The organism is Pseudomonas sp. BF-R-24 (assembly GCF_019947335.1).
GTDB classification, from domain to species: domain Bacteria; phylum Pseudomonadota; class Gammaproteobacteria; order Pseudomonadales; family Pseudomonadaceae; genus Aquipseudomonas; species Aquipseudomonas jessenii.
Window position 1 is genome coordinate 58,637 of the sequence record NZ_JAGYGG010000001.1, and the last position, 16,237, is coordinate 74,873.

A 16,237-nucleotide genomic window follows, 5' to 3' on the forward strand; every position below is an offset into this window, starting at 1 on the left:
AGTTGCAAGTACCGCTCAAGACCTTCGCTGGTCTTCAGGGCCTCTTCGCGAGCAGGCTCGCTCCCACCAAGGATTTGTGTTCACCGCCCCTCTGTGGGAGCGAGCCTGCTCGCGAAGGGGCCGGAGGCAGCACCACAAATCCCGGACATCTACACTTTACGGGTGACGGTTGCGCACTAAACCCGCAAAATGCAACGATTCCGGCAATTATCAACGACATCGCCTGGGCGCGATGTCGATAAAGCCATCGTTTCAATCAGACTGGGCCTGCTGACTCTATGCGAATGCGCCTTATGTTACTGGGCGGCGGAAATGCCCTTGGGCAGGCGCTGATTCGCCTCGGTGCGGAGGAAGACATCGGTTTCCTCGCCCCCCGCCCGCCCGAAGACGGCTGGGATGCCGCGAGCCTGACACAACTGCTCGACGACACCCGTCCCGATGCATTGATCAACCTTGCCTACTACTTCGACTGGTTTCAGGCCGAGGCGGTGAGCGAATCGCGCCTGGCCGGCCAGGAGCGCGCGATCGAGCGTCTGGCGGAACTGTGCCAGCACCACAACATCGTCCTGCTGCAACCCTCCAGCTATCGCGTGTTCGACGGCTCCCGCGCCACCGCCTACAGCGAAAAAGACGAACCGGTGCCCCTGGGCCTGCGGGGTCAGGCGTTGTGGCGGATCGAGCAAAGCGTGCGCGCCACCTGCCCGCAACACGTGCTGCTGCGTTTCGGCTGGCTGCTGGACGACAGCCCGGACGGTGCCCTTGGCCGCTTCCTCGCCCGTGCCGAACAACCCGAAGAGCTGCTGATGGCCGACGACCGGCGCGGCAATCCGACGCCGGTCGACGATGCTGCCCGTGTGATCATATCAGTGCTCAAGCAACTCGATTGCGCGGCGCCGCTGTGGGGCACCTACCACTACGCCGGGCATGAGGCGACCACGCCGCTGGCGCTGGGGCAGGCGATTCTGACCGAAGCCCGCAGCCTGCATCCGCTGGCCATCGAAGCCCCGACCGCCCAGGCCCACGCCGCGCGTCCGGATGCCGCCGAAGAACCGCAACACGCGGTACTGGCCTGCAAAAAAATTCTGCACACCTTTGGAATCAAACCACGCGCCTGGCGTGCGGCGCTTCCCGGTCTACTGGACAGGTTCTATCGCCATGGCTGACAGCCCCGTTTTGATCACCGGTGGTGCCGGTTTCATTGGTTCACACCTGACTGACGCCCTGCTTGCCAGGGGCCATGCGGTGCGGATTCTCGATGACCTGTCCACCGGCAAGCACAGCAATCTGCCGCTGGATAATCCCAGGGTCGAACTGATCGTCGGCGACGTGGCCGATGCGGCTTTGGTTGCCCAGGCGATGGCCGGATGCAGCGCCGTGGCGCACCTGGCCGCCGTGGCTTCGGTGCAGGCCTCGGTGGACGATCCGGTGCGCACACACCAGAGCAACTTCATCGGCACGCTGAACGTCTGCGAAGCCATGCGCCAGACCGGGGTCAAACGCGTGCTGTTTGCCTCCAGTGCGGCGGTATATGGCAACAATGGCGAAGGTGAGTCGATCGACGAAGACACGCCCAAGGCGCCGTTGACGCCTTATGCGGTGGACAAGCTGGCCAGCGAGCAATACTTCGACTTCTACCATCGCCAGCATGGGCTGGAACCGGTGATTTTCCGCTTCTTCAACATCTACGGCCCACGCCAGGATCCGTCCTCGCCGTACTCCGGGGTGATCAGCATTTTCAGCGAGCGCGCCCTGAAGGGCTTGCCGATCACGGTGTTCGGCGATGGCGAGCAGACCCGGGATTTTGTCTACGTCGAAGACCTGGTCGACTTGCTGGTGCAGGCCATCGAAATGCCCCGGGTCGAAGTCGGTGCGGTCAACGTTGGCTGGAACCAGGCGACGACCCTCAAGCAAATGCTCGAAGCGCTCGAAGCCGTGGTCGGCAAGTTGCCACCGGTGAGCTACGGCCCGGCGCGCTCCGGTGACATTCGTCATTCCCGGGCGAACAACCGGCGCCTGTTGGAACGCTTCAGTACCACAGAGCAGACACCGATGCGCGTGGGGCTGACGCGGTTGCTGGGGCGATAGATCGCTTCCCTGCGGACATGAAAAAGGCGCCTTTTTACAGGCGCCTTTTTCACGGCCGGAATTTACTTTCAGCTTGTGTAATTCCTGTGGCGAGGGGGCTCGTCGGATCGCCGCATCGCCCCCGTTCGACTGCGCAGCAGTCGCCGTCATTTTTAAGTCTGCTCACCACCAAGCCTCATTCACCACCACGTGAACGTTCTTTAGAACTTGTAACCCAGACCCACCATGTAGATGAACGGGTCTACATCGACGTCCACCCGTGCCCGGGTGCCTGGTGCGATCGAGTTGTTCTCGACGGTGGCGCGGGTATCGATGTCGATGTAGCGCACCTGGGCGTTGATCATGATGTTATCGGTCAGCATGTAGTCAGCACCGACCTGCCACGCCAGACCCCAGGAGTTTTCCGCCTTGAAGTTGCTGAAACCGGCGGACTGGGCCTGGCTGCCAACGTGTTCGTCGTAGATATAGGTGTAGTTGATGCCGCCGCCGACGTACGGCTGGAAGGCCGACTTCGGATCCAGCGGGTAGTACACCAGGCTCAAGGTCGGTGGCAGGTGCTTGAGGGTGCCGAGTTTGCCGTTGGCCGCGCTCAGGGCCGTGCCCTTGAGTTTCACGTCATGCTCGAACGGTGTGGCCGCCAGCAGCTCGATACCCAGGTGGTTGGTGAGCATGTAGGCGAAGTTCAAGCCCAGTTGCGTGTCGCTGCTCATGGTCGCCTTGCCGCCCAGGTCGGCGCCCGCCAGCGGGCCTTGATCGACCTTGACGCTGGAGCTGTCGGCTTCCGGGTTGACGGTGATGGCGCCGGCACGAAGGAGGATGTCACCGGCTTCGAAGGCATTGGCGAGCGGGGCTGCGAGCGCAAGGGCAACCAGCGAAGCGCTGAGCATGGACTTGTTCATGGGGGCTCCAGAGGACGTTAAAAATTTTGATGTCCAATGGTAAGGCGGCTAACGATTTGGTCTTTTGATGTAGCTCAATGAAAGTGGCAAGGACTGGAGTTTGTAGCGATTTCGAGGGCCCCTTCGCGAGCAAGCCCGCTCCCACAGGGGGGAACGCATTCCAGTGTGGGAGCGGGCTTGCTCGCGAAGGCGGTATTTCTGACAACACAAAACCACCGGACTCACTCCGGCAGTTCATACAGATAAATCTTGTCCGCCTCCATCTGATACCCGGCATCCGCCAACTCGCTGGTGGACGCCTTGACCTGCAACGCGCCTTCGATCCAGTAAGGCTGATACAGCTCGTCCAGCTTCACGCCGACTTCGCTCTTGACGTGCACGATCTGGTTCGATGGCGGTGGCGGCACATGGATGCAGGCGCCGAAATACGGCACCAGCAGAAACTCCGTGGTACGTCCTTCCTCGCTCACCTCCAGCGGCACGATGTAACCCGGCAGGCGAATGTTCTGGCCGTCGAGGGTCTTGACCACCGGTGCGTTGGGCATGTCCTGCTTGGCTGCTGGCGCCGACTCTGCAGAGAGCGTGCTGCTCATCTGCGACAGATCATGCAACGGCGTCATGTTCGGCACTTCTTTCGGCGCGTCGGGCGGGATCATCTCCGACCAGGCCAGGTCTTTTGGCTGGGCCGCCCACAGGGGCAGGGCGACCAGCATCAACAGCGCAAGTACAGCGCGGGGCATTTTCAACGTCCTCATAAACGGATCGACAAGCCATCGGCCAGGGATTGGCGATAGGCGCGCCAGGCCGGCACGCTGCCCATCAGCAACGCGGCGATCAGGATGCCACCGAGCAGCGTCCATTCATACTCGCTCGGCCAGGACAGCGGCAGGAACAGGCCGTAGTTGGCTTGCACATAACCTTGGGCCGCCGCGATGCACACATACAGCAACGCCACGCCGGCGATCACGCCCGACAGCGCCAGGGCAAAGGCTTCGAGTACCAACAGCGTCGCGATGTGCCAGGGGCGTGCGCCCACCGAGCGCAGGATCGCCATTTCCCGACGGCGCTCGTTGAGGCTGGTGAGAATCGCTGTGAGCATGCCGATCAACCCGGTCAGCACCACAAACAGCGATACCACGAACAAGGCTTTTTCTGCAGTGCCCATCAGACTCCACAGCTCTTGCAACGCTACGCCTGGCAGGATCGCCAGCATCGGCTCGCCACGGAACTCGTTGATTTCCCGTTGCAGGGCAAAGGTCGAAATCTTGTTGTTGAGGCCGAGCATGAACGCGGTGATCGCTTGCGGCGTGAGGTCCATGTTGCGCGCCTGATCAGCCGTGATGCGGCCCTCGCCCCGGGCCGGTACGCCGTTATGCCAGTCGATGTGAATCGCTTCCATGCCACCGAGGCTGATGTGCAGCGTGCGGTCCACCGGTGTGCCGGTGCGCTTGAGAATGCCGACCACAGTGAACGGTTTGTCGTCGTGCTTGACCAGGCTGATCGCCGCCACGCCGTGGGCCAGCACCAGTTTGTCACCGAGTCTGTAGTGCAGTGCATCGGCCACTTCGGCACCGAGCACCACTTCGAACGGGTCGGTTTCGAAGGCGCGGCCATCGCTCAGTTGCAGGTGTTGCTGGCGCCCGTACTGGTAATGCTCGAAGTAGGCTTCGGTGGTGCCCATCACCCGGTAGCCGCGATGGGAGTCGCCGAGGGACATCGGGATCGCCCACTTCACTTTCGGGTTGCTGGCGAAGTGTTCGAAACTGTCCCAGCGGATGTTGTTGGTGGCGTTGCCGATGCGGAACACCGAGTACAGCAACAGGTTCACCGAGCCCGAGCGGGCGCCGACGATCAGGTCGGTGCCGCTTATTGTGCTGGCGAAACTGGCCTTGGCTTCGGTGCGCACACGCTCCACTGCCAGCAACAGGCACACCGACAGGGCGATGGCGAACGCCGTGAGGATCGCGGTGAAACGACGGTTAGCCAGGCTGGCCATGGCTAGACGAAACAGATACATCTCAGACCTCGGACGGGGTAGCGGCTCGATTGAGTTCGGCCAGCGACAGGTTGTGGTCGAACAGCGGCGCCAGGCTCTGGTCGTGGCTGACGAACAACAGGCTCGAGCCGGCTTCGCGGCACTCGGCGAACAGCAGGCGAATGAAGTTCTCGCGGGCGTCGTAATCGAGGGCCGAGGTCGGTTCGTCGGCGATCACCAGTTCCGGTTGACCGATCAGTGCGCGGGCGGCGGCGACCCGTTGCTGCTGGCCGATGGACAACGAATCGGCGCGGCGACTGAGGATGTTTTCATCCTTCAAACCCAGATGGGCGAGCAGTGTGGCGGCGGCTTTGTCGACGCTGCCGTGACGTTGTTTCGCTCGTTCGGCGCGCAGTTTCGAGAAGTGGCAGGGCAGTTCGACGTTTTCACGCACCGACAGAAACGGCAGCAGGTTGAACTGCTGAAAGATGTAGCCGGTGTGATCGACACGGAAGTGGTCGCGGGCGCCGGCCGAGAGTTGCGTCAGCTCCTGGCCGAGCAGGCGGATGCTGCCGCGATCAGGCTTTTGCACGCCGCCCAGCAGACCGAGCAGGGTGGTCTTGCCGCTGCCGCTCGGGCCTTTGAGGAACAGGGTTTCGCCGCGCTCCAGGCGAAACGCCGGGATGTCCAGCAGCGGCGGGTGACCGGGCCAGCTGAAGCCCAGGTCGGACAGTTCGATGAGTGCTTGGGTCATGTGAAACCGGTCAGGTTGGTGGTGAACCCTTGTAGGAGCGAGCCTGCTCGCGAAAAACCTGAGAGCACCGAGGTGAATCAGGTTGCCCGCGTTATCGTTGGCGTCCATCGCGAGCAAGCTCGCTCCTACAGTGGGTCAGAATTTCAGCGCGGCAGCCTTGTCCGTCACTTCAACGCCTTGCTGCCCGCTCGGGCCGATCAGTTGTACCTGAATTTTCCGGGTGGCCGGGAAGCTGGTGAATATATTCGCCAGGTCCAGCGACTTCAGGGCCGCCGGTGTGGCGCAGGTGAACTGATAACGCGCGTGGATTTCGGTGTGATCATGGTGATGTTCGTGGTCGTCTTCGTCCTTGGCGTCTTCATCGTGATCATCGTCGGCATCGGGTTTATCACCGAACAACGGGCTTTCCAGTTCCTGGTTTTCCACCACGCAACCCGCGGCTTTTGGCAGGTTGAACAGGGCCAGCGGTTGCTCCAGTCGGGCGCGGGCGGCGGCGACTTTGGCTTTGTCTGCGTCGCTGGTGGCGACGTGCTCGAACCCCACCAGGTTCATGGCCGGGCTTTCCAGTTCCAGCTCCAGGGTCTTGCCGTCCAGCGCCGCATTCAGGCGTCCCACGCCATGTTCGTGGGCACCCAGGCTGCCATGCTCATGGTCGTGTTCGTCGGCGGCATGGGCGACAGCCAGCGGCAACATGGCAAACGGCAGGGCGAGAAACAGACGACGCATGACGAGTCTCCGAAAAGTAAAATGAAGAAATTGTTATGTAATCTTATAACGTAATTGCGCAGAGTTTGACTGTCTGCTTGGCGTTGCACAAGTCCCATGGGAGCATGCAGGGAAGAAATGTGCGGGAGCAGACCCATGTTGCGAATTCGCGGAAGCATCGGCGACTGGCCGGTGGATTTGACTCTGGAGATGGACGACGCGGACTGGGCGCGACTAGGGGCGCAGTTGCAGGTGGAAAAAACCCCGGTCAGCGTGCCAGCGGCGAAACCGTTGAACCAGGATGATGCGCTGTGGCAGATCGCCCGGGATTTGCTGCGCAAGGCTGGGCAGCTCAGTGGGCCGGACCTGCTCGATCAACTGGAAGGACTGACTGGCAGCGCGGCGGCGGGCAAGCGCCTGTTGGTGCGCCTGCGCCACAGTTCGGATGTGAAGGTGGAAAGCGGCGGGGATACACCGCTGTATCGCTGGTTGGTGTAGGAGCGAGCTTGCTCGCGATGGGCGTCAACGATAACGCGGGAAACCTGATTCACCTCGGTGCTCTCAGGTTTTTCGCGAGCAAGCTCGCTCCTACAGGGTCGGCTTAGTACAGCGCAGCAAACAACTTGCGGCGGTACGTGCTGACCAGCGGATGATCGTTGCCCAACAACTCGAACACCTGCAACAAGGTCTTGTGCGGCAAGCCTTCGCTGTAGCTGCGGTTGCGGGTGAACAACTTCAGCAATGCATCCAGCGCGGCGTCGTACTGTTGACGGGCCAGTTGCTGGATCGCCAGTTGATAGACCGCCTCATCGTCCAGCGGGTCTTTCGCCAGTCGGGCCTTCAGGTCGGCGGCATCCGGCAAGTCCCTGGCCAGCCCGAGAAACTTGATCTGTGCCTTGGCGCCGGCCAGCGCGGCCTTGTGCTCATCGCTCTTGACCGCATCCAGCACGGTTTGCGCTTCGCCCAGTTCACCGCGCTCGGTCAGGCAGCGGGCGTACAGGATCAGTGCCTTGGCGTTGGTGTTGTCTTCACCCAGGATCACTTTGAGCTGCGCTTCGGCATCGGCAAAACGGCTGTCGTCGAACAGCGCCTGGGCCTGTTCGAACGGATCGGCGGCGGCCGGTGGCGGCATCTGCACATGGGGTTCGAGCAGGGCACGCACGGCCGACTCCGGCTGCGCACCGGCAAAGCCATCGACAGGCTGGCCGTCCTTGAACAGCACCACGGTCGGCAGGCTGCGGATGCCGAAGCGGGCGACGATGTCTTGTTCGATGTCACAGTTGACCTTGGCCAGCAGCAACTCACCCTGATAGCTCTCGGCAATGCTCTGCAGCATCGGCATCAGCACTTTGCAGGGCGCGCACCATTCGGCCCAGAAATCCACCAGCACCGGCTTGTGGAAAGAGTTCTCGATCACCGACTGGTCGAAATCGGCAGTCGTGACGTCGAAGATGTACGGCGTTTCCTGACTCATGGGGGATCTCTTGGAAGCGTGAATGGGGCAACTATACGACTTGGCGGGGGGCGGCCGGAAGCGGGGTGGCTGTGAGAGGTGCATTGCCTGACCGGGCGCCTTCGCGAGCAAGCCCGCTCCCACACTGGATCTATGTCGTTCATTAATCCTCTGTGGGAGCGAGTCTGCTCGCGAAGCTTTTAGCTAGCGCTGCGCGTGGTACAGGCTCACATGCCGAAACTCGTGGGGCTCGGCCAGATCCGGCAGGGTCATGGCTTCGAGCATTTCGATGCGCCGGTACAACGGATGACGGAAATCCCTGACGCGGGAGTCCGCCACCAGCGCCTCTCGGCCGCGACTGAGGAACTGGTCGAGCAGCGGCAGGTTGGCCCGGTCGTACAGCACATCCGCCACCAGGATCAGATCGAAGCGATCGGCCTCGGCGAAAAAGTCCGTCGAGTAATTGAGCTGTACGTTATTGAGCTCGGCATTGGCCCGACACGCGGCAATCGCCAGCGGGTCGAGGTCGCATGCCAGTACTTCGAGTGCCCCGGCCTTCGCCGCCGCAATCCCCGCCACCCCGGAGCCGGCACCGAAATCCAGCACCCGCTTGCCTTCGACCCAATGGGGGTTTTCGGCCAGATAGCGGGCCACGGCCAGGCCGCTGGCCCAGCAGAAACTCCAGTACGGCGGCTCATGCAGGATGCGCCGGGTCTCTTCCGGGCTGAAGGCGCGGTCCATGTTGTCGCCGTCGATCAGCCACAACTTCAGGTCGGTCCCTGGTAACTCACAGGCGACCAATTGCGCATCACCGAGCAATTCACCCAACGCCTTTTGCAGGTCGAGCGGTGCACTCATGGGGCTTTGACGAATTGCAGTTGGCCCAGGGCCTGGGTGGTCGGCTGGGTAATCAGTTGCGACGGCAGGTGCAGGATCAACTGCCCGGACTGACTGGCGCGGCCTCGCAGTTCAACGCGGGCCCCGGCCGGGAAGGATTCCGGATTGAAGCGCAGGTGAAACGGCAGAACCTGGTTGTTGCCGATCAGGCTGGAGCTGGCGAGCAATTGTTGCGGGCGGTCCTTATCGTCGATCACCAGCAATGCCAGTTCGACTTCAGCGCCAGCTGGAACGCCTTGCAAGGTGCCGCTCAGTTCACGCTGATGGGCGGGCAGAGGGCCGAGCGCGGCGGCCTCCCGGGCTTTCTTCTGCGCTTGCTGCGGCACCGGGCCAGGCGTTGGCGGCTGGGGCTTGGGTGCATCGCTGCTGCAGGCCACCAGCAGGCTGAAAACACTGAGCAAAATGAGCGGACGTAACGACATTGGTGGCTCCATAACGCTGAATTCCATGGATCAAGTGATCATCCCGTCTGTATACCGCAAACCCTATGGCTTGTCTTGCCACGGGGATGCGCTACCATGGCCCTCCCTTTTTTTGTTGCCTGCCACCATGCACTGTCCCTTCTGCGGTGCCAACGACACCAAGGTCATCGACTCGCGTCTGGTCGCCGAGGGCGAACAGGTGCGCCGCCGGCGTGAATGCCTGGCCTGCGGCGAGCGTTTCACGACGTTCGAGACGGCTGAACTGGTGTTGCCGCGCCTGATCAAAACCGACGGCAGTCGCCAGCCGTTCGACGAAGAAAAACTCCGCGCCGGCATGCAGCGCGCGCTGGAAAAGCGCCCGGTGAGTGTCGAGCGCCTCGAGTCGTCGCTGGTGCACATCAAACACAAACTGCGCGCCACCGGCGAACGCGAGGTCAAATCCCTCGTGGTCGGCGAACTGGTGATGGCCGAGCTGCAGAAGCTCGACGAAGTCGCCTACATCCGCTTCGCCTCGGTGTATCGCCGCTTCCAGGACCTCAACGAGTTCCGCGAAGAGATCGATCGCCTGGCCCGTGAACCGGTGAAAGAATGACCACTTGCGCCGAACAAGCCATCCTCGACGCCCATTTCATGGCCCGTGCCCTGGAACTGGCGCGCAAGGGGCATTACACGACGCACCCCAATCCGCGGGTCGGTTGCGTGATCGTGCAGGGCGGGCAGATTGTCGGCGAAGGCTGGCACGAGCGCGCCGGCGAGCCCCACGCTGAAGTCCACGCCCTGCGCGCGGCCGGTGAGCAGGCTCGTGGCGCCACCGCTTACGTGACGCTTGAACCTTGCAGCCATCACGGCCGTACGCCGCCCTGTGCCGATGCACTGGTCAATGCCGGTGTGGCCCGCGTGGTCGCGGCAATGCAGGACCCGAACCCGGAAGTCGCCGGTCGCGGTCTTCAACGCCTGGCCCAAGCCGGTATCGCCACCGAAAGCGGCGTGCTGGAAGGCGAGGCGCGCAAGGTTAATCAAGGCTTTCTGAAACGCATGGAACACGGCTTGCCGTTCGTGCGGGTCAAGTTGGCCATGAGCCTCGACGGACGAACCGCCATGGAAAGCGGCGAAAGCCAGTGGATCACCGGCCCGGCGGCGCGCTCGGCAGTGCAGCGTCTGCGCGCGCAAGCCAGTGTGGTACTGACCGGCGCCGATACGGTGCTGGCGGACAACGCACGGTTGACCGTGCGCGCCGATGAGTTGGGGCTGGATGCAGAGCAAACAGCCTTGGCCATGAGCCGTCCGCCGCTGCGGGTGTTGGTCGACGGCCGCCTGCGGGTGCCGCTGGATGCACCGTTCTTCAAGGCAGGCCCGGCGCTGGTCGCCACCTGCGTGGCGGTTGAAGAGCAATATGCCAACGGTCCGGAGTGCCTGATCGTGCCGGGCTACGACGGTCAGGTCGATCTGCGTCAACTATTGGTTGAACTCGCAACCCGTGGCGTCAATGAAGTGCTGGTCGAAGCCGGCCCGCGCCTGGCAGGTGCCTTTGCCCAACTCGGTCTGGTGGACGAGTTCCAGATTTTCATTGCCGGCAAGTTCCTGGGTTCCTCGGCGCGGCCGCTGCTGGACTGGCCGCTCGTGCAAATGAAGGATGCGCCCGAGCTCAAAATCATCGAAATTCGTGCCGTTGGCGATGACTGGCGAGTCATCGCCATTCCTTTGCCAGCAGCAAGCGTATAATTTCCGGCCATCGCGCAAGCTTTGGCTTTGTTCTCGAGGAGAACCTCATGTTTACCGGCATCATCGAATCCATCGGCAGTATTCGTGCATTGACCCCAAAGGGCGGTGATGTGCGGGTTCACGTCGAAACCGGCAAGCTCGACCTGAGCGATGTCAAACTGGGCGACAGCATCGCGGTCAATGGCGTGTGCCTGACTGCCGTTGAATTGCCGGGCAATGGCTTTGCGGCGGACGTCAGTCGCGAAACCCTCGACTGCACCGCCATGAACGACCTGAAAAGCGGCAGCCCGGTCAATCTGGAAAAAGCCCTGACCCCGACCACTCGCCTCGGCGGGCATCTGGTCAGCGGTCACGTCGACGGCGTGGGCGAAGTGGTTGCCCGTACCGAAAATGCGCGCGCCGTGGAATTCCGCATCCGCGCGCCAAAGGACCTGGCCAAGTACATCGCCCATAAAGGCTCGATCACCGTCGACGGCACCAGCCTCACCGTGAACGCAGTCGATGGCGCCGAGTTCCTGCTGACCATCATTCCCCACACCCTGAGCGAAACCATCATGGCGTCGTACCAGCCAGGCCGTCGGGTGAACCTGGAAGTGGACTTGCTGGCCCGTTACCTGGAGCGTCTGCTGCTGGGCGACAAGGCCGCAGAACCGACTGCCGGCAGCACCATTACCGAAAGCTTTCTGGCCGCCAACGGCTACCTCAAATCCTGACCCAAGGGGGTGCCTTGTGGCGCTCAATAGCATCGAAGAACTGGTTGAAGACATCCGCCAAGGCAAGATGGTCATCCTCATGGATGACGAAGACCGCGAGAACGAAGGCGACCTGATCATGGCCGCCGAGTGCTGCAAGCCCGAGCACATCAACTTCATGGCCAAGCACGCCCGTGGCCTGATCTGCATGCCGATGAGCCGCGAGCGCTGCGAACTGCTCAAGCTGCCGTTGATGGCGCCGCGCAACGGGTCCGGTTTCGGCACCAAGTTCACCGTATCGATCGAAGCGGCCACCGGCGTGACCACCGGCATTTCCGCTGCCGACCGTGCGCGCACCGTGCAGGCCGCCGCCGCCCGTGATGCCAAGGCTGAAGACATCGTCAGCCCGGGCCACATCTTCCCGCTGATGGCTCAGGCCGGCGGCACCCTGGCCCGTGCCGGCCACACCGAAGCGGCGTGCGACCTGGCGCGCATGGCCGGTTACGAGCCTAGCGGGGTGATCTGCGAAGTGATGAACGACGACGGCACCATGTCCCGTCGCGCCGAGCTGGAAGCCTTTGCCGCCGAACACGACATCAAGATCGGCACCATCGCCGACCTGATTCACTACCGGATGATCCACGAACGTACCGTTCAGCGGATTGCCGAGCAGCCACTGGACAGCGAACTGGGCCAATTCAACCTGGTGACCTATCGTGATTCCGTGGAAGGCGACGTGCACATGGCACTGACCCTGGGCAACGTGTGTGCCGAAGAGCCGACCCTGGTTCGCGTGCACAACATGGACCCGCTGCGTGACCTGCTGATGGTCAAGCAACCGGGCCGCTGGAGCCTGCGCGCCGCCATGTCCGCGGTTGCCGAGGCTGGTAGCGGCGTGGTGCTGTTGCTCGGTCACCCGCTCGATGGCGACGTGTTGCTGGCGCATATCCGCGAAACCGCCGATCACGCCGCAGTGAAAAAGCCGACCACCTACAGCACTGTCGGTGCCGGTTCGCAGATCCTGCGCGACCTTGGCGTACGCAAAATGCGCCTGATGTCGGCACCGATGAAATTTAATGCGATATCCGGTTTCGATCTGGAAGTTGTAGAATACGTGCCCTCCGAATAATGACCGGTTGTTCCCGGCCTTGAATTCGCGGCAAATAAATCACTGAGGGGCGCGTAGAAGACGCGTCCCGGCTCTTTAAGAGATCTAACGAATGACCCTGAAGACCATCGAAGGTACCTTCATCGCCCCTAAAGGCCGCTACGCTCTGGTAGTGGGCCGTTTCAACAGCTTCGTCGTTGAAAGCCTGGTCAGCGGTGCAGTTGATGCCCTGGTTCGCCACGGCGTGAGCGAAAGCGACATCACCATCATCCGCGCACCTGGCGCCTTCGAAATTCCGCTGGTTGCGCAGAAAGTCGCCCAGAAAGGCGAGTTCGCGGCAATCATCGCCCTGGGCGCGGTCATTCGTGGCGGCACTCCGCACTTCGAATACGTGGCTGGCGAGTGCACCAAGGGCCTGGCCCAGGTGTCCATGGAGTTCGGCGTTCCGGTCGCTTTCGGCGTCCTGACCGTTGATTCCATCGAGCAAGCCATCGAACGTTCCGGCACCAAGGCCGGCAACAAAGGTGCTGAAGCTGCCCTGTCCGCTCTGGAAATGGTCAGCCTGCTGGCGCAGTTGGAGGCCAAGTGATTAGCGACGAAAGCGATCGTTTCAACCCGCGCGATCCAAAGCCTGCGGATGCCGGCAAGCCATCGAAAAGCGCCAAGCGCCGCGAAGCCCGTCAGCTCGCGACCCAGGCGCTGTACCAATGGCACATGGCCAAGCAGTCGCTGAACGAGATCGAAGCGCAGTTCCGGGTCGATAACGATTTCAGCGATGTCGACGGCGCGTACTTCCGCGAAATCCTGCACGGGGTTCCGCAGTTCAAGACCGAAATCGACACCGCGCTCACGCCATGCCTGGACTTGACCATCGAAGAGCTGGACCCGGTTGAACTGGCTGTTCTGCGCCTGTCGACCTGGGAACTGCTCAAGCGCGTCGACGTGCCGTACCGCGTTGTGATCAACGAGGGTATCGAACTGGCCAAGGTCTTCGGTTCCACCGACGGCCACAAGTTCGTCAACGGTGTGCTCGACAAGCTGGCCCCGCGTCTGCGTGAAGCTGAAGTGAAGGCGTTCAAACGCTGATTGGCGTTTGGACAGTGTCCTGTCTCGCCGATACGTTCGTTTTTTAGCGAGTGGCTGGTGTTGCCAGACAAGGCGCCGCGACGAGTCATAGCGTGCTATGGCGAGGAGCGGCAACGCAGTATGGCGACACCAGACGCCGCTAAAAAATGAACAGTATTGGTGAGACAGGATACCTGATGGGCGAGTTTGAGCTGATCCGCAATTTCTTCGCCGCCGCGCCTTGTGCGCAGGGCGGCGAAGGCGTTGCCCTCGGGATTGGCGATGACTGCGCTTTGCTGGCTGTTCCCTCCGGGGAGCAGATGGCGATTTCTACCGATACGTTGGTGGCCGGCGTGCATTTCGCCGATCCCTGCGATCCGTTTCTGCTCGGTCAGCGCTCGCTGGCCGTGGCCGTCAGCGACCTGGCCGCCATGGGCGCCACCCCGATTGCCTTTACCCTTGCCCTGACCTTGCCGACGGTGACCGCCGATTGGCTGCAAGCCTATGCCCGTGGTTTGAACCAGATGGCGCAAAGCTGCGGCGTGGCGCTGGTGGGCGGTGACACGACCCGCGGGCCGCTGAGCCTGACCATGACCGTGTTCGGCCGCGTGCCGGCCGGTCAGGCGCTGACCCGCAGCGGTGCGCAACCGGGCGACCTGCTGTGTGTCGGCGGCAACCTGGGCAATGCCGCCGGTGCCTTGCCCTTGGTGCTCGGCCAGCGCACGGCCGAAGCGCGCATTGCCGAGCCGTTGCTGGCGCATTACTGGTCGCCGCAACCGCAGCTCGGTTTGGGGCAGGCGCTACGGGGCAAGGCGACTTCGGCGATGGATATCTCCGACGGCCTGCTCGCTGATTGCGGGCATATCGCGCTGGCGTCGAAGGTCGGTATCGAAGTCGAGCGGGATCGTTTGCCACTGTCGCAGAGCCTGGTCGACTTTCTCGGCCAATCGGACGCACAGGTTGCGGCCCTGAGCGGCGGCGACGACTACGTCCTGGCCTTCACCTTACCGTCCGTCGAGTTGCCGCTATTGCTGGCCGATGGCTGGCCGATCCATGTGATTGGTCAAGTGGTGACGGGGCAGGGCGTGAAGCTGCTGGACGCCGATGGCAAAGACATCACCCCGCAAACCCGGGGCTATCAACATTTTCGGGAGTCACCGTGACAGATCATCCCAAACAGGTCCCGGCGGAATTCGTACCGCCGTCGGTCTGGCGTAATCCATGGCATTTCCTGGCGTTCGGCTTTGGCTCGGGCACCTTGCCAAAGGCGCCCGGCACTTGGGGGTCGTTGGTTGCGCTGCCCTTTATTCCGTTGTGGCAGATGCTGCCGGACTGGGGTTACTGGCTGATGCTGGGCATCACCATGCTGTTCGGCTTCTGGCTGTGCGGCAAAGTGGCCGACGATTTGCGGGTACACGACCATGAAGGCATCGTCTGGGACGAAATGGTCGGGATGTGGATCACCCTGTGGCTGGTGCCGGAAGGCTGGCAGTGGTTGCTGGCGGGTTTCTTGATGTTCCGCTTCTTCGACATTCTCAAGCCATGGCCGATACGCTGGATTGACCGGCACGTACATGGCGGCGTCGGCATCATGCTCGATGATGTCCTGGCCGGGGTGTTCGCCTGGTTGGCGATGCAGGGGCTGGTGTGGTTTTTCGCCTGACCGGGGATTTCCAGGCGTTGATCATGAGAGCTGTTTATCGGGGGAAGCGGGGGATGACTGTACGCGGATTGATGGTGATGGCGTTCGCGATGTTTTGCTCTTTTGTCCAGGCGGGAGGAGGGGGTGCTACGCCGCCGTCGGTGATTCATCTGGCCAGCGAAGAGTGGGAAGGCTACACCGCCGCTGACGGTCATGGACTGGGTTGGGACGTGCTACGGCAAGTGTTCGAGCCGGCGGGCGTCAAGGTCGACATCCGCACCGAGCCCTACGTACGTTCGCTGGGCCTGGCCGAACGTGGCGAGGTCGATGCCTGCGTCGGTTCCTATCGTGACGATTCTGAGGGTGTGCTCTATCCCCATTGGAACTTCGACACCGATCACATCTATGCCCTGGGCCTGGCCAGCAGTCCGGTACCCACTCTGGAAACCCTGGGCAATTATCGACTGGCCTGGGTTCGCGGCTACGACTACCAGGATTACTTGCCCAATGTGCGCCACTTCGACGAAGTGCAGCGGCGTACCGGCATCGAGTCGATGCTGATCCACAATCGTGCCGACTTTTACATCGATGCCCTGACCGAAGTCGATGACGTCATCAAGCGCGCCAGGGATCCGTCCCAACTGCGGCGCACCCATATCGCCGAGTTGCCGCTGTACCTTTGCTTTGCCAAGACCCCTAAGGCGCGCGCGTTAATGGCCCTGTTCGACCAGCGCATGGAGCAACTGGTGAAAAGCGGCGAGTTGAAACCGATTTTTGAACGCTGGAAACAGCCTTATCCGTTTGATTCGAACTGACAC

The 16,237-nt window shown here is 62.1% G+C and carries 20 protein-coding genes; 12 read left to right on the forward strand and 8 right to left on the reverse strand.

Annotated elements, in window-relative coordinates; all coding sequences use genetic code 11:
* Positions 1-278 precede the first annotated feature (278 nt).
* Both KGA98_RS00335 and KGA98_RS00340 read left to right on the forward strand, forming a co-directional pair.
* Positions 279-1,163, forward strand: a complete 885-nt coding sequence (locus KGA98_RS00335; protein WP_008053852.1) for a sugar nucleotide-binding protein — start codon at positions 279-281, stop codon at positions 1,161-1,163.
* On the forward strand, positions 1,156-2,085 hold the full coding sequence (locus tag KGA98_RS00340; protein WP_223499972.1) for an NAD-dependent epimerase/dehydratase family protein: 930 nt from the start codon (positions 1,156-1,158) through the stop codon (positions 2,083-2,085). The genes KGA98_RS00335 and KGA98_RS00340 overlap by 8 nt, the downstream gene beginning before the upstream one ends.
* Positions 2,086-2,285: 200 nt before the next feature.
* On the opposite strand, the gene KGA98_RS00345 is transcribed toward KGA98_RS00340, so the two are convergent.
* The 5 genes from KGA98_RS00345 to KGA98_RS00365 form a co-directional block, all read right to left on the reverse strand.
* Positions 2,286-2,984, reverse strand: coding sequence for an OmpW/AlkL family protein (locus KGA98_RS00345; RefSeq protein WP_090451676.1), 699 nt, complete (start codon positions 2,982-2,984; stop codon positions 2,286-2,288).
* 221 nt (positions 2,985-3,205) lie between these two features.
* Complete coding sequence (locus KGA98_RS00350) at positions 3,206-3,724, reverse strand: DUF3299 domain-containing protein (RefSeq protein WP_057713118.1); 519 nt, start codon at positions 3,722-3,724, stop codon at positions 3,206-3,208.
* A gap of 11 nt (positions 3,725-3,735) precedes the next feature.
* Positions 3,736-5,001, reverse strand: coding sequence for an ABC transporter permease (locus KGA98_RS00355; protein ID WP_223499974.1), 1,266 nt, complete (start codon positions 4,999-5,001; stop codon positions 3,736-3,738).
* A gap of 1 nt (position 5,002) precedes the next feature.
* Positions 5,003-5,713 (reverse strand): ABC transporter ATP-binding protein, encoded by a 711-nt coding sequence (locus KGA98_RS00360; RefSeq protein WP_223499976.1) that lies wholly within the window; start codon positions 5,711-5,713, stop codon positions 5,003-5,005.
* Positions 5,714-5,848: 135 nt separating this feature from the next.
* The gene (locus KGA98_RS00365; RefSeq protein ID WP_223499978.1) at positions 5,849-6,439 is read right to left on the reverse strand and encodes a DUF2796 domain-containing protein; all 591 of its coding nucleotides are present in this window, start codon (positions 6,437-6,439) and stop codon (positions 5,849-5,851) included.
* 135 nt (positions 6,440-6,574) lie between these two features.
* Here KGA98_RS00365 and KGA98_RS00370 point away from each other — a divergent pair, with 135 nt between their 5' ends.
* Positions 6,575-6,916, forward strand: a complete 342-nt coding sequence (locus KGA98_RS00370) for a hypothetical protein (protein WP_223499980.1) — start codon at positions 6,575-6,577, stop codon at positions 6,914-6,916.
* A gap of 103 nt (positions 6,917-7,019) precedes the next feature.
* Here KGA98_RS00370 and trxA read toward each other — a convergent pair whose 3' ends face one another.
* From trxA to KGA98_RS00385, 3 genes are all read right to left on the reverse strand, one after another.
* Positions 7,020-7,892 carry a thioredoxin gene (gene trxA / locus KGA98_RS00375; protein ID WP_223499988.1) on the reverse strand — a complete coding sequence of 291 codons (873 nt, stop codon included), beginning with the start codon at positions 7,890-7,892 and terminating at the stop codon, positions 7,020-7,022.
* Between the two features lie 183 nt (positions 7,893-8,075).
* On the reverse strand, positions 8,076-8,729 hold the full coding sequence (locus KGA98_RS00380) for a class I SAM-dependent methyltransferase (RefSeq protein ID WP_223499996.1): 654 nt from the start codon (positions 8,727-8,729) through the stop codon (positions 8,076-8,078).
* Complete coding sequence (locus KGA98_RS00385; RefSeq protein WP_057713125.1) at positions 8,726-9,190, reverse strand: YbaY family lipoprotein; 465 nt, start codon at positions 9,188-9,190, stop codon at positions 8,726-8,728. Before KGA98_RS00385 ends, KGA98_RS00380 begins: the two co-directional genes overlap by 4 nt.
* A 127-nt stretch (positions 9,191-9,317) precedes the next feature.
* Between KGA98_RS00385 and nrdR the strand changes: the two genes are divergently transcribed.
* The 9 genes from nrdR to KGA98_RS00430 all read left to right on the forward strand — a co-directional run bounded on the left by nrdR (position 9,318) and on the right by KGA98_RS00430 (position 16,234).
* Complete coding sequence (gene nrdR, locus KGA98_RS00390) at positions 9,318-9,782, forward strand: transcriptional regulator NrdR (RefSeq protein ID WP_003228656.1); 465 nt, start codon at positions 9,318-9,320, stop codon at positions 9,780-9,782.
* Positions 9,779-10,912 (forward strand): bifunctional diaminohydroxyphosphoribosylaminopyrimidine deaminase/5-amino-6-(5-phosphoribosylamino)uracil reductase RibD, encoded by a 1,134-nt coding sequence (gene ribD, locus KGA98_RS00395; protein ID WP_223499998.1) that lies wholly within the window; start codon positions 9,779-9,781, stop codon positions 10,910-10,912. The genes nrdR and ribD overlap by 4 nt, the downstream gene beginning before the upstream one ends.
* A 47-nt stretch (positions 10,913-10,959) precedes the next feature.
* A complete protein-coding gene (locus KGA98_RS00400) occupies positions 10,960-11,625 on the forward strand; it encodes a riboflavin synthase (RefSeq protein ID WP_008018158.1) in 666 nt (221 codons plus the stop codon).
* A gap of 16 nt (positions 11,626-11,641) precedes the next feature.
* Complete coding sequence (gene ribBA, locus KGA98_RS00405) at positions 11,642-12,733, forward strand: bifunctional 3,4-dihydroxy-2-butanone-4-phosphate synthase/GTP cyclohydrolase II (RefSeq protein ID WP_090451662.1); 1,092 nt, start codon at positions 11,642-11,644, stop codon at positions 12,731-12,733.
* Positions 12,734-12,824: 91 nt separating this feature from the next.
* Positions 12,825-13,301 carry a 6,7-dimethyl-8-ribityllumazine synthase gene (gene ribE / locus KGA98_RS00410; protein ID WP_003228649.1) on the forward strand — a complete coding sequence of 159 codons (477 nt, stop codon included), beginning with the start codon at positions 12,825-12,827 and terminating at the stop codon, positions 13,299-13,301.
* A complete protein-coding gene (nusB, locus tag KGA98_RS00415) occupies positions 13,298-13,798 on the forward strand; it encodes a transcription antitermination factor NusB (RefSeq protein ID WP_057713127.1) in 501 nt (166 codons plus the stop codon). Before ribE ends, nusB begins: the two co-directional genes overlap by 4 nt.
* A 176-nt stretch (positions 13,799-13,974) precedes the next feature.
* Entirely contained in the window at positions 13,975-14,940 is a 966-nt protein-coding gene (gene thiL, locus KGA98_RS00420; protein ID WP_154862096.1) for a thiamine-phosphate kinase, read from the forward strand.
* Positions 14,937-15,440, forward strand: coding sequence for a phosphatidylglycerophosphatase A (locus KGA98_RS00425; RefSeq protein ID WP_007970166.1), 504 nt, complete (start codon positions 14,937-14,939; stop codon positions 15,438-15,440). The genes thiL and KGA98_RS00425 overlap by 4 nt, the downstream gene beginning before the upstream one ends.
* 53 nt (positions 15,441-15,493) lie before the next feature.
* Positions 15,494-16,234, forward strand: a complete 741-nt coding sequence (locus tag KGA98_RS00430; protein ID WP_223500000.1) for a substrate-binding periplasmic protein — start codon at positions 15,494-15,496, stop codon at positions 16,232-16,234.
* Positions 16,235-16,237: the final 3 nt, after the last annotated feature.

Coding starts and splice junctions, on each gene's coding strand:
- KGA98_RS00385 (WP_057713125.1), bottom strand. CDS start 9,190: ATGTCGTTACGTCCGCTCATTTTGCTCAGTGTTTTCAGCCTGCTGGTG.
- KGA98_RS00365 (WP_223499978.1), bottom strand. CDS start 6,439: ATGCGTCGTCTGTTTCTCGCCCTGCCGTTTGCCATGTTGCCGCTGGCT.
- nrdR (WP_003228656.1), top strand. CDS start 9,318: ATGCACTGTCCCTTCTGCGGTGCCAACGACACCAAGGTCATCGACTCG.
- KGA98_RS00355 (WP_223499974.1), bottom strand. CDS start 5,001: ATGTATCTGTTTCGTCTAGCCATGGCCAGCCTGGCTAACCGTCGTTTC.
- KGA98_RS00400 (WP_008018158.1), top strand. CDS start 10,960: ATGTTTACCGGCATCATCGAATCCATCGGCAGTATTCGTGCATTGACC.
- trxA (WP_223499988.1), bottom strand. CDS start 7,892: ATGAGTCAGGAAACGCCGTACATCTTCGACGTCACGACTGCCGATTTC.
- ribE (WP_003228649.1), top strand. CDS start 12,825: ATGACCCTGAAGACCATCGAAGGTACCTTCATCGCCCCTAAAGGCCGC.
- KGA98_RS00350 (WP_057713118.1), bottom strand. CDS start 3,724: ATGCCCCGCGCTGTACTTGCGCTGTTGATGCTGGTCGCCCTGCCCCTG.
- KGA98_RS00345 (WP_090451676.1), bottom strand. CDS start 2,984: ATGAACAAGTCCATGCTCAGCGCTTCGCTGGTTGCCCTTGCGCTCGCA.
- KGA98_RS00360 (WP_223499976.1), bottom strand. CDS start 5,713: ATGACCCAAGCACTCATCGAACTGTCCGACCTGGGCTTCAGCTGGCCC.
- KGA98_RS00335 (WP_008053852.1), top strand. CDS start 279: ATGCGAATGCGCCTTATGTTACTGGGCGGCGGAAATGCCCTTGGGCAG.
- thiL (WP_154862096.1), top strand. CDS start 13,975: ATGGGCGAGTTTGAGCTGATCCGCAATTTCTTCGCCGCCGCGCCTTGT.
- KGA98_RS00380 (WP_223499996.1), bottom strand. CDS start 8,729: ATGAGTGCACCGCTCGACCTGCAAAAGGCGTTGGGTGAATTGCTCGGT.
- KGA98_RS00430 (WP_223500000.1), top strand. CDS start 15,494: ATGACTGTACGCGGATTGATGGTGATGGCGTTCGCGATGTTTTGCTCT.
- ribD (WP_223499998.1), top strand. CDS start 9,779: ATGACCACTTGCGCCGAACAAGCCATCCTCGACGCCCATTTCATGGCC.
- KGA98_RS00340 (WP_223499972.1), top strand. CDS start 1,156: ATGGCTGACAGCCCCGTTTTGATCACCGGTGGTGCCGGTTTCATTGGT.
- KGA98_RS00370 (WP_223499980.1), top strand. CDS start 6,575: ATGTTGCGAATTCGCGGAAGCATCGGCGACTGGCCGGTGGATTTGACT.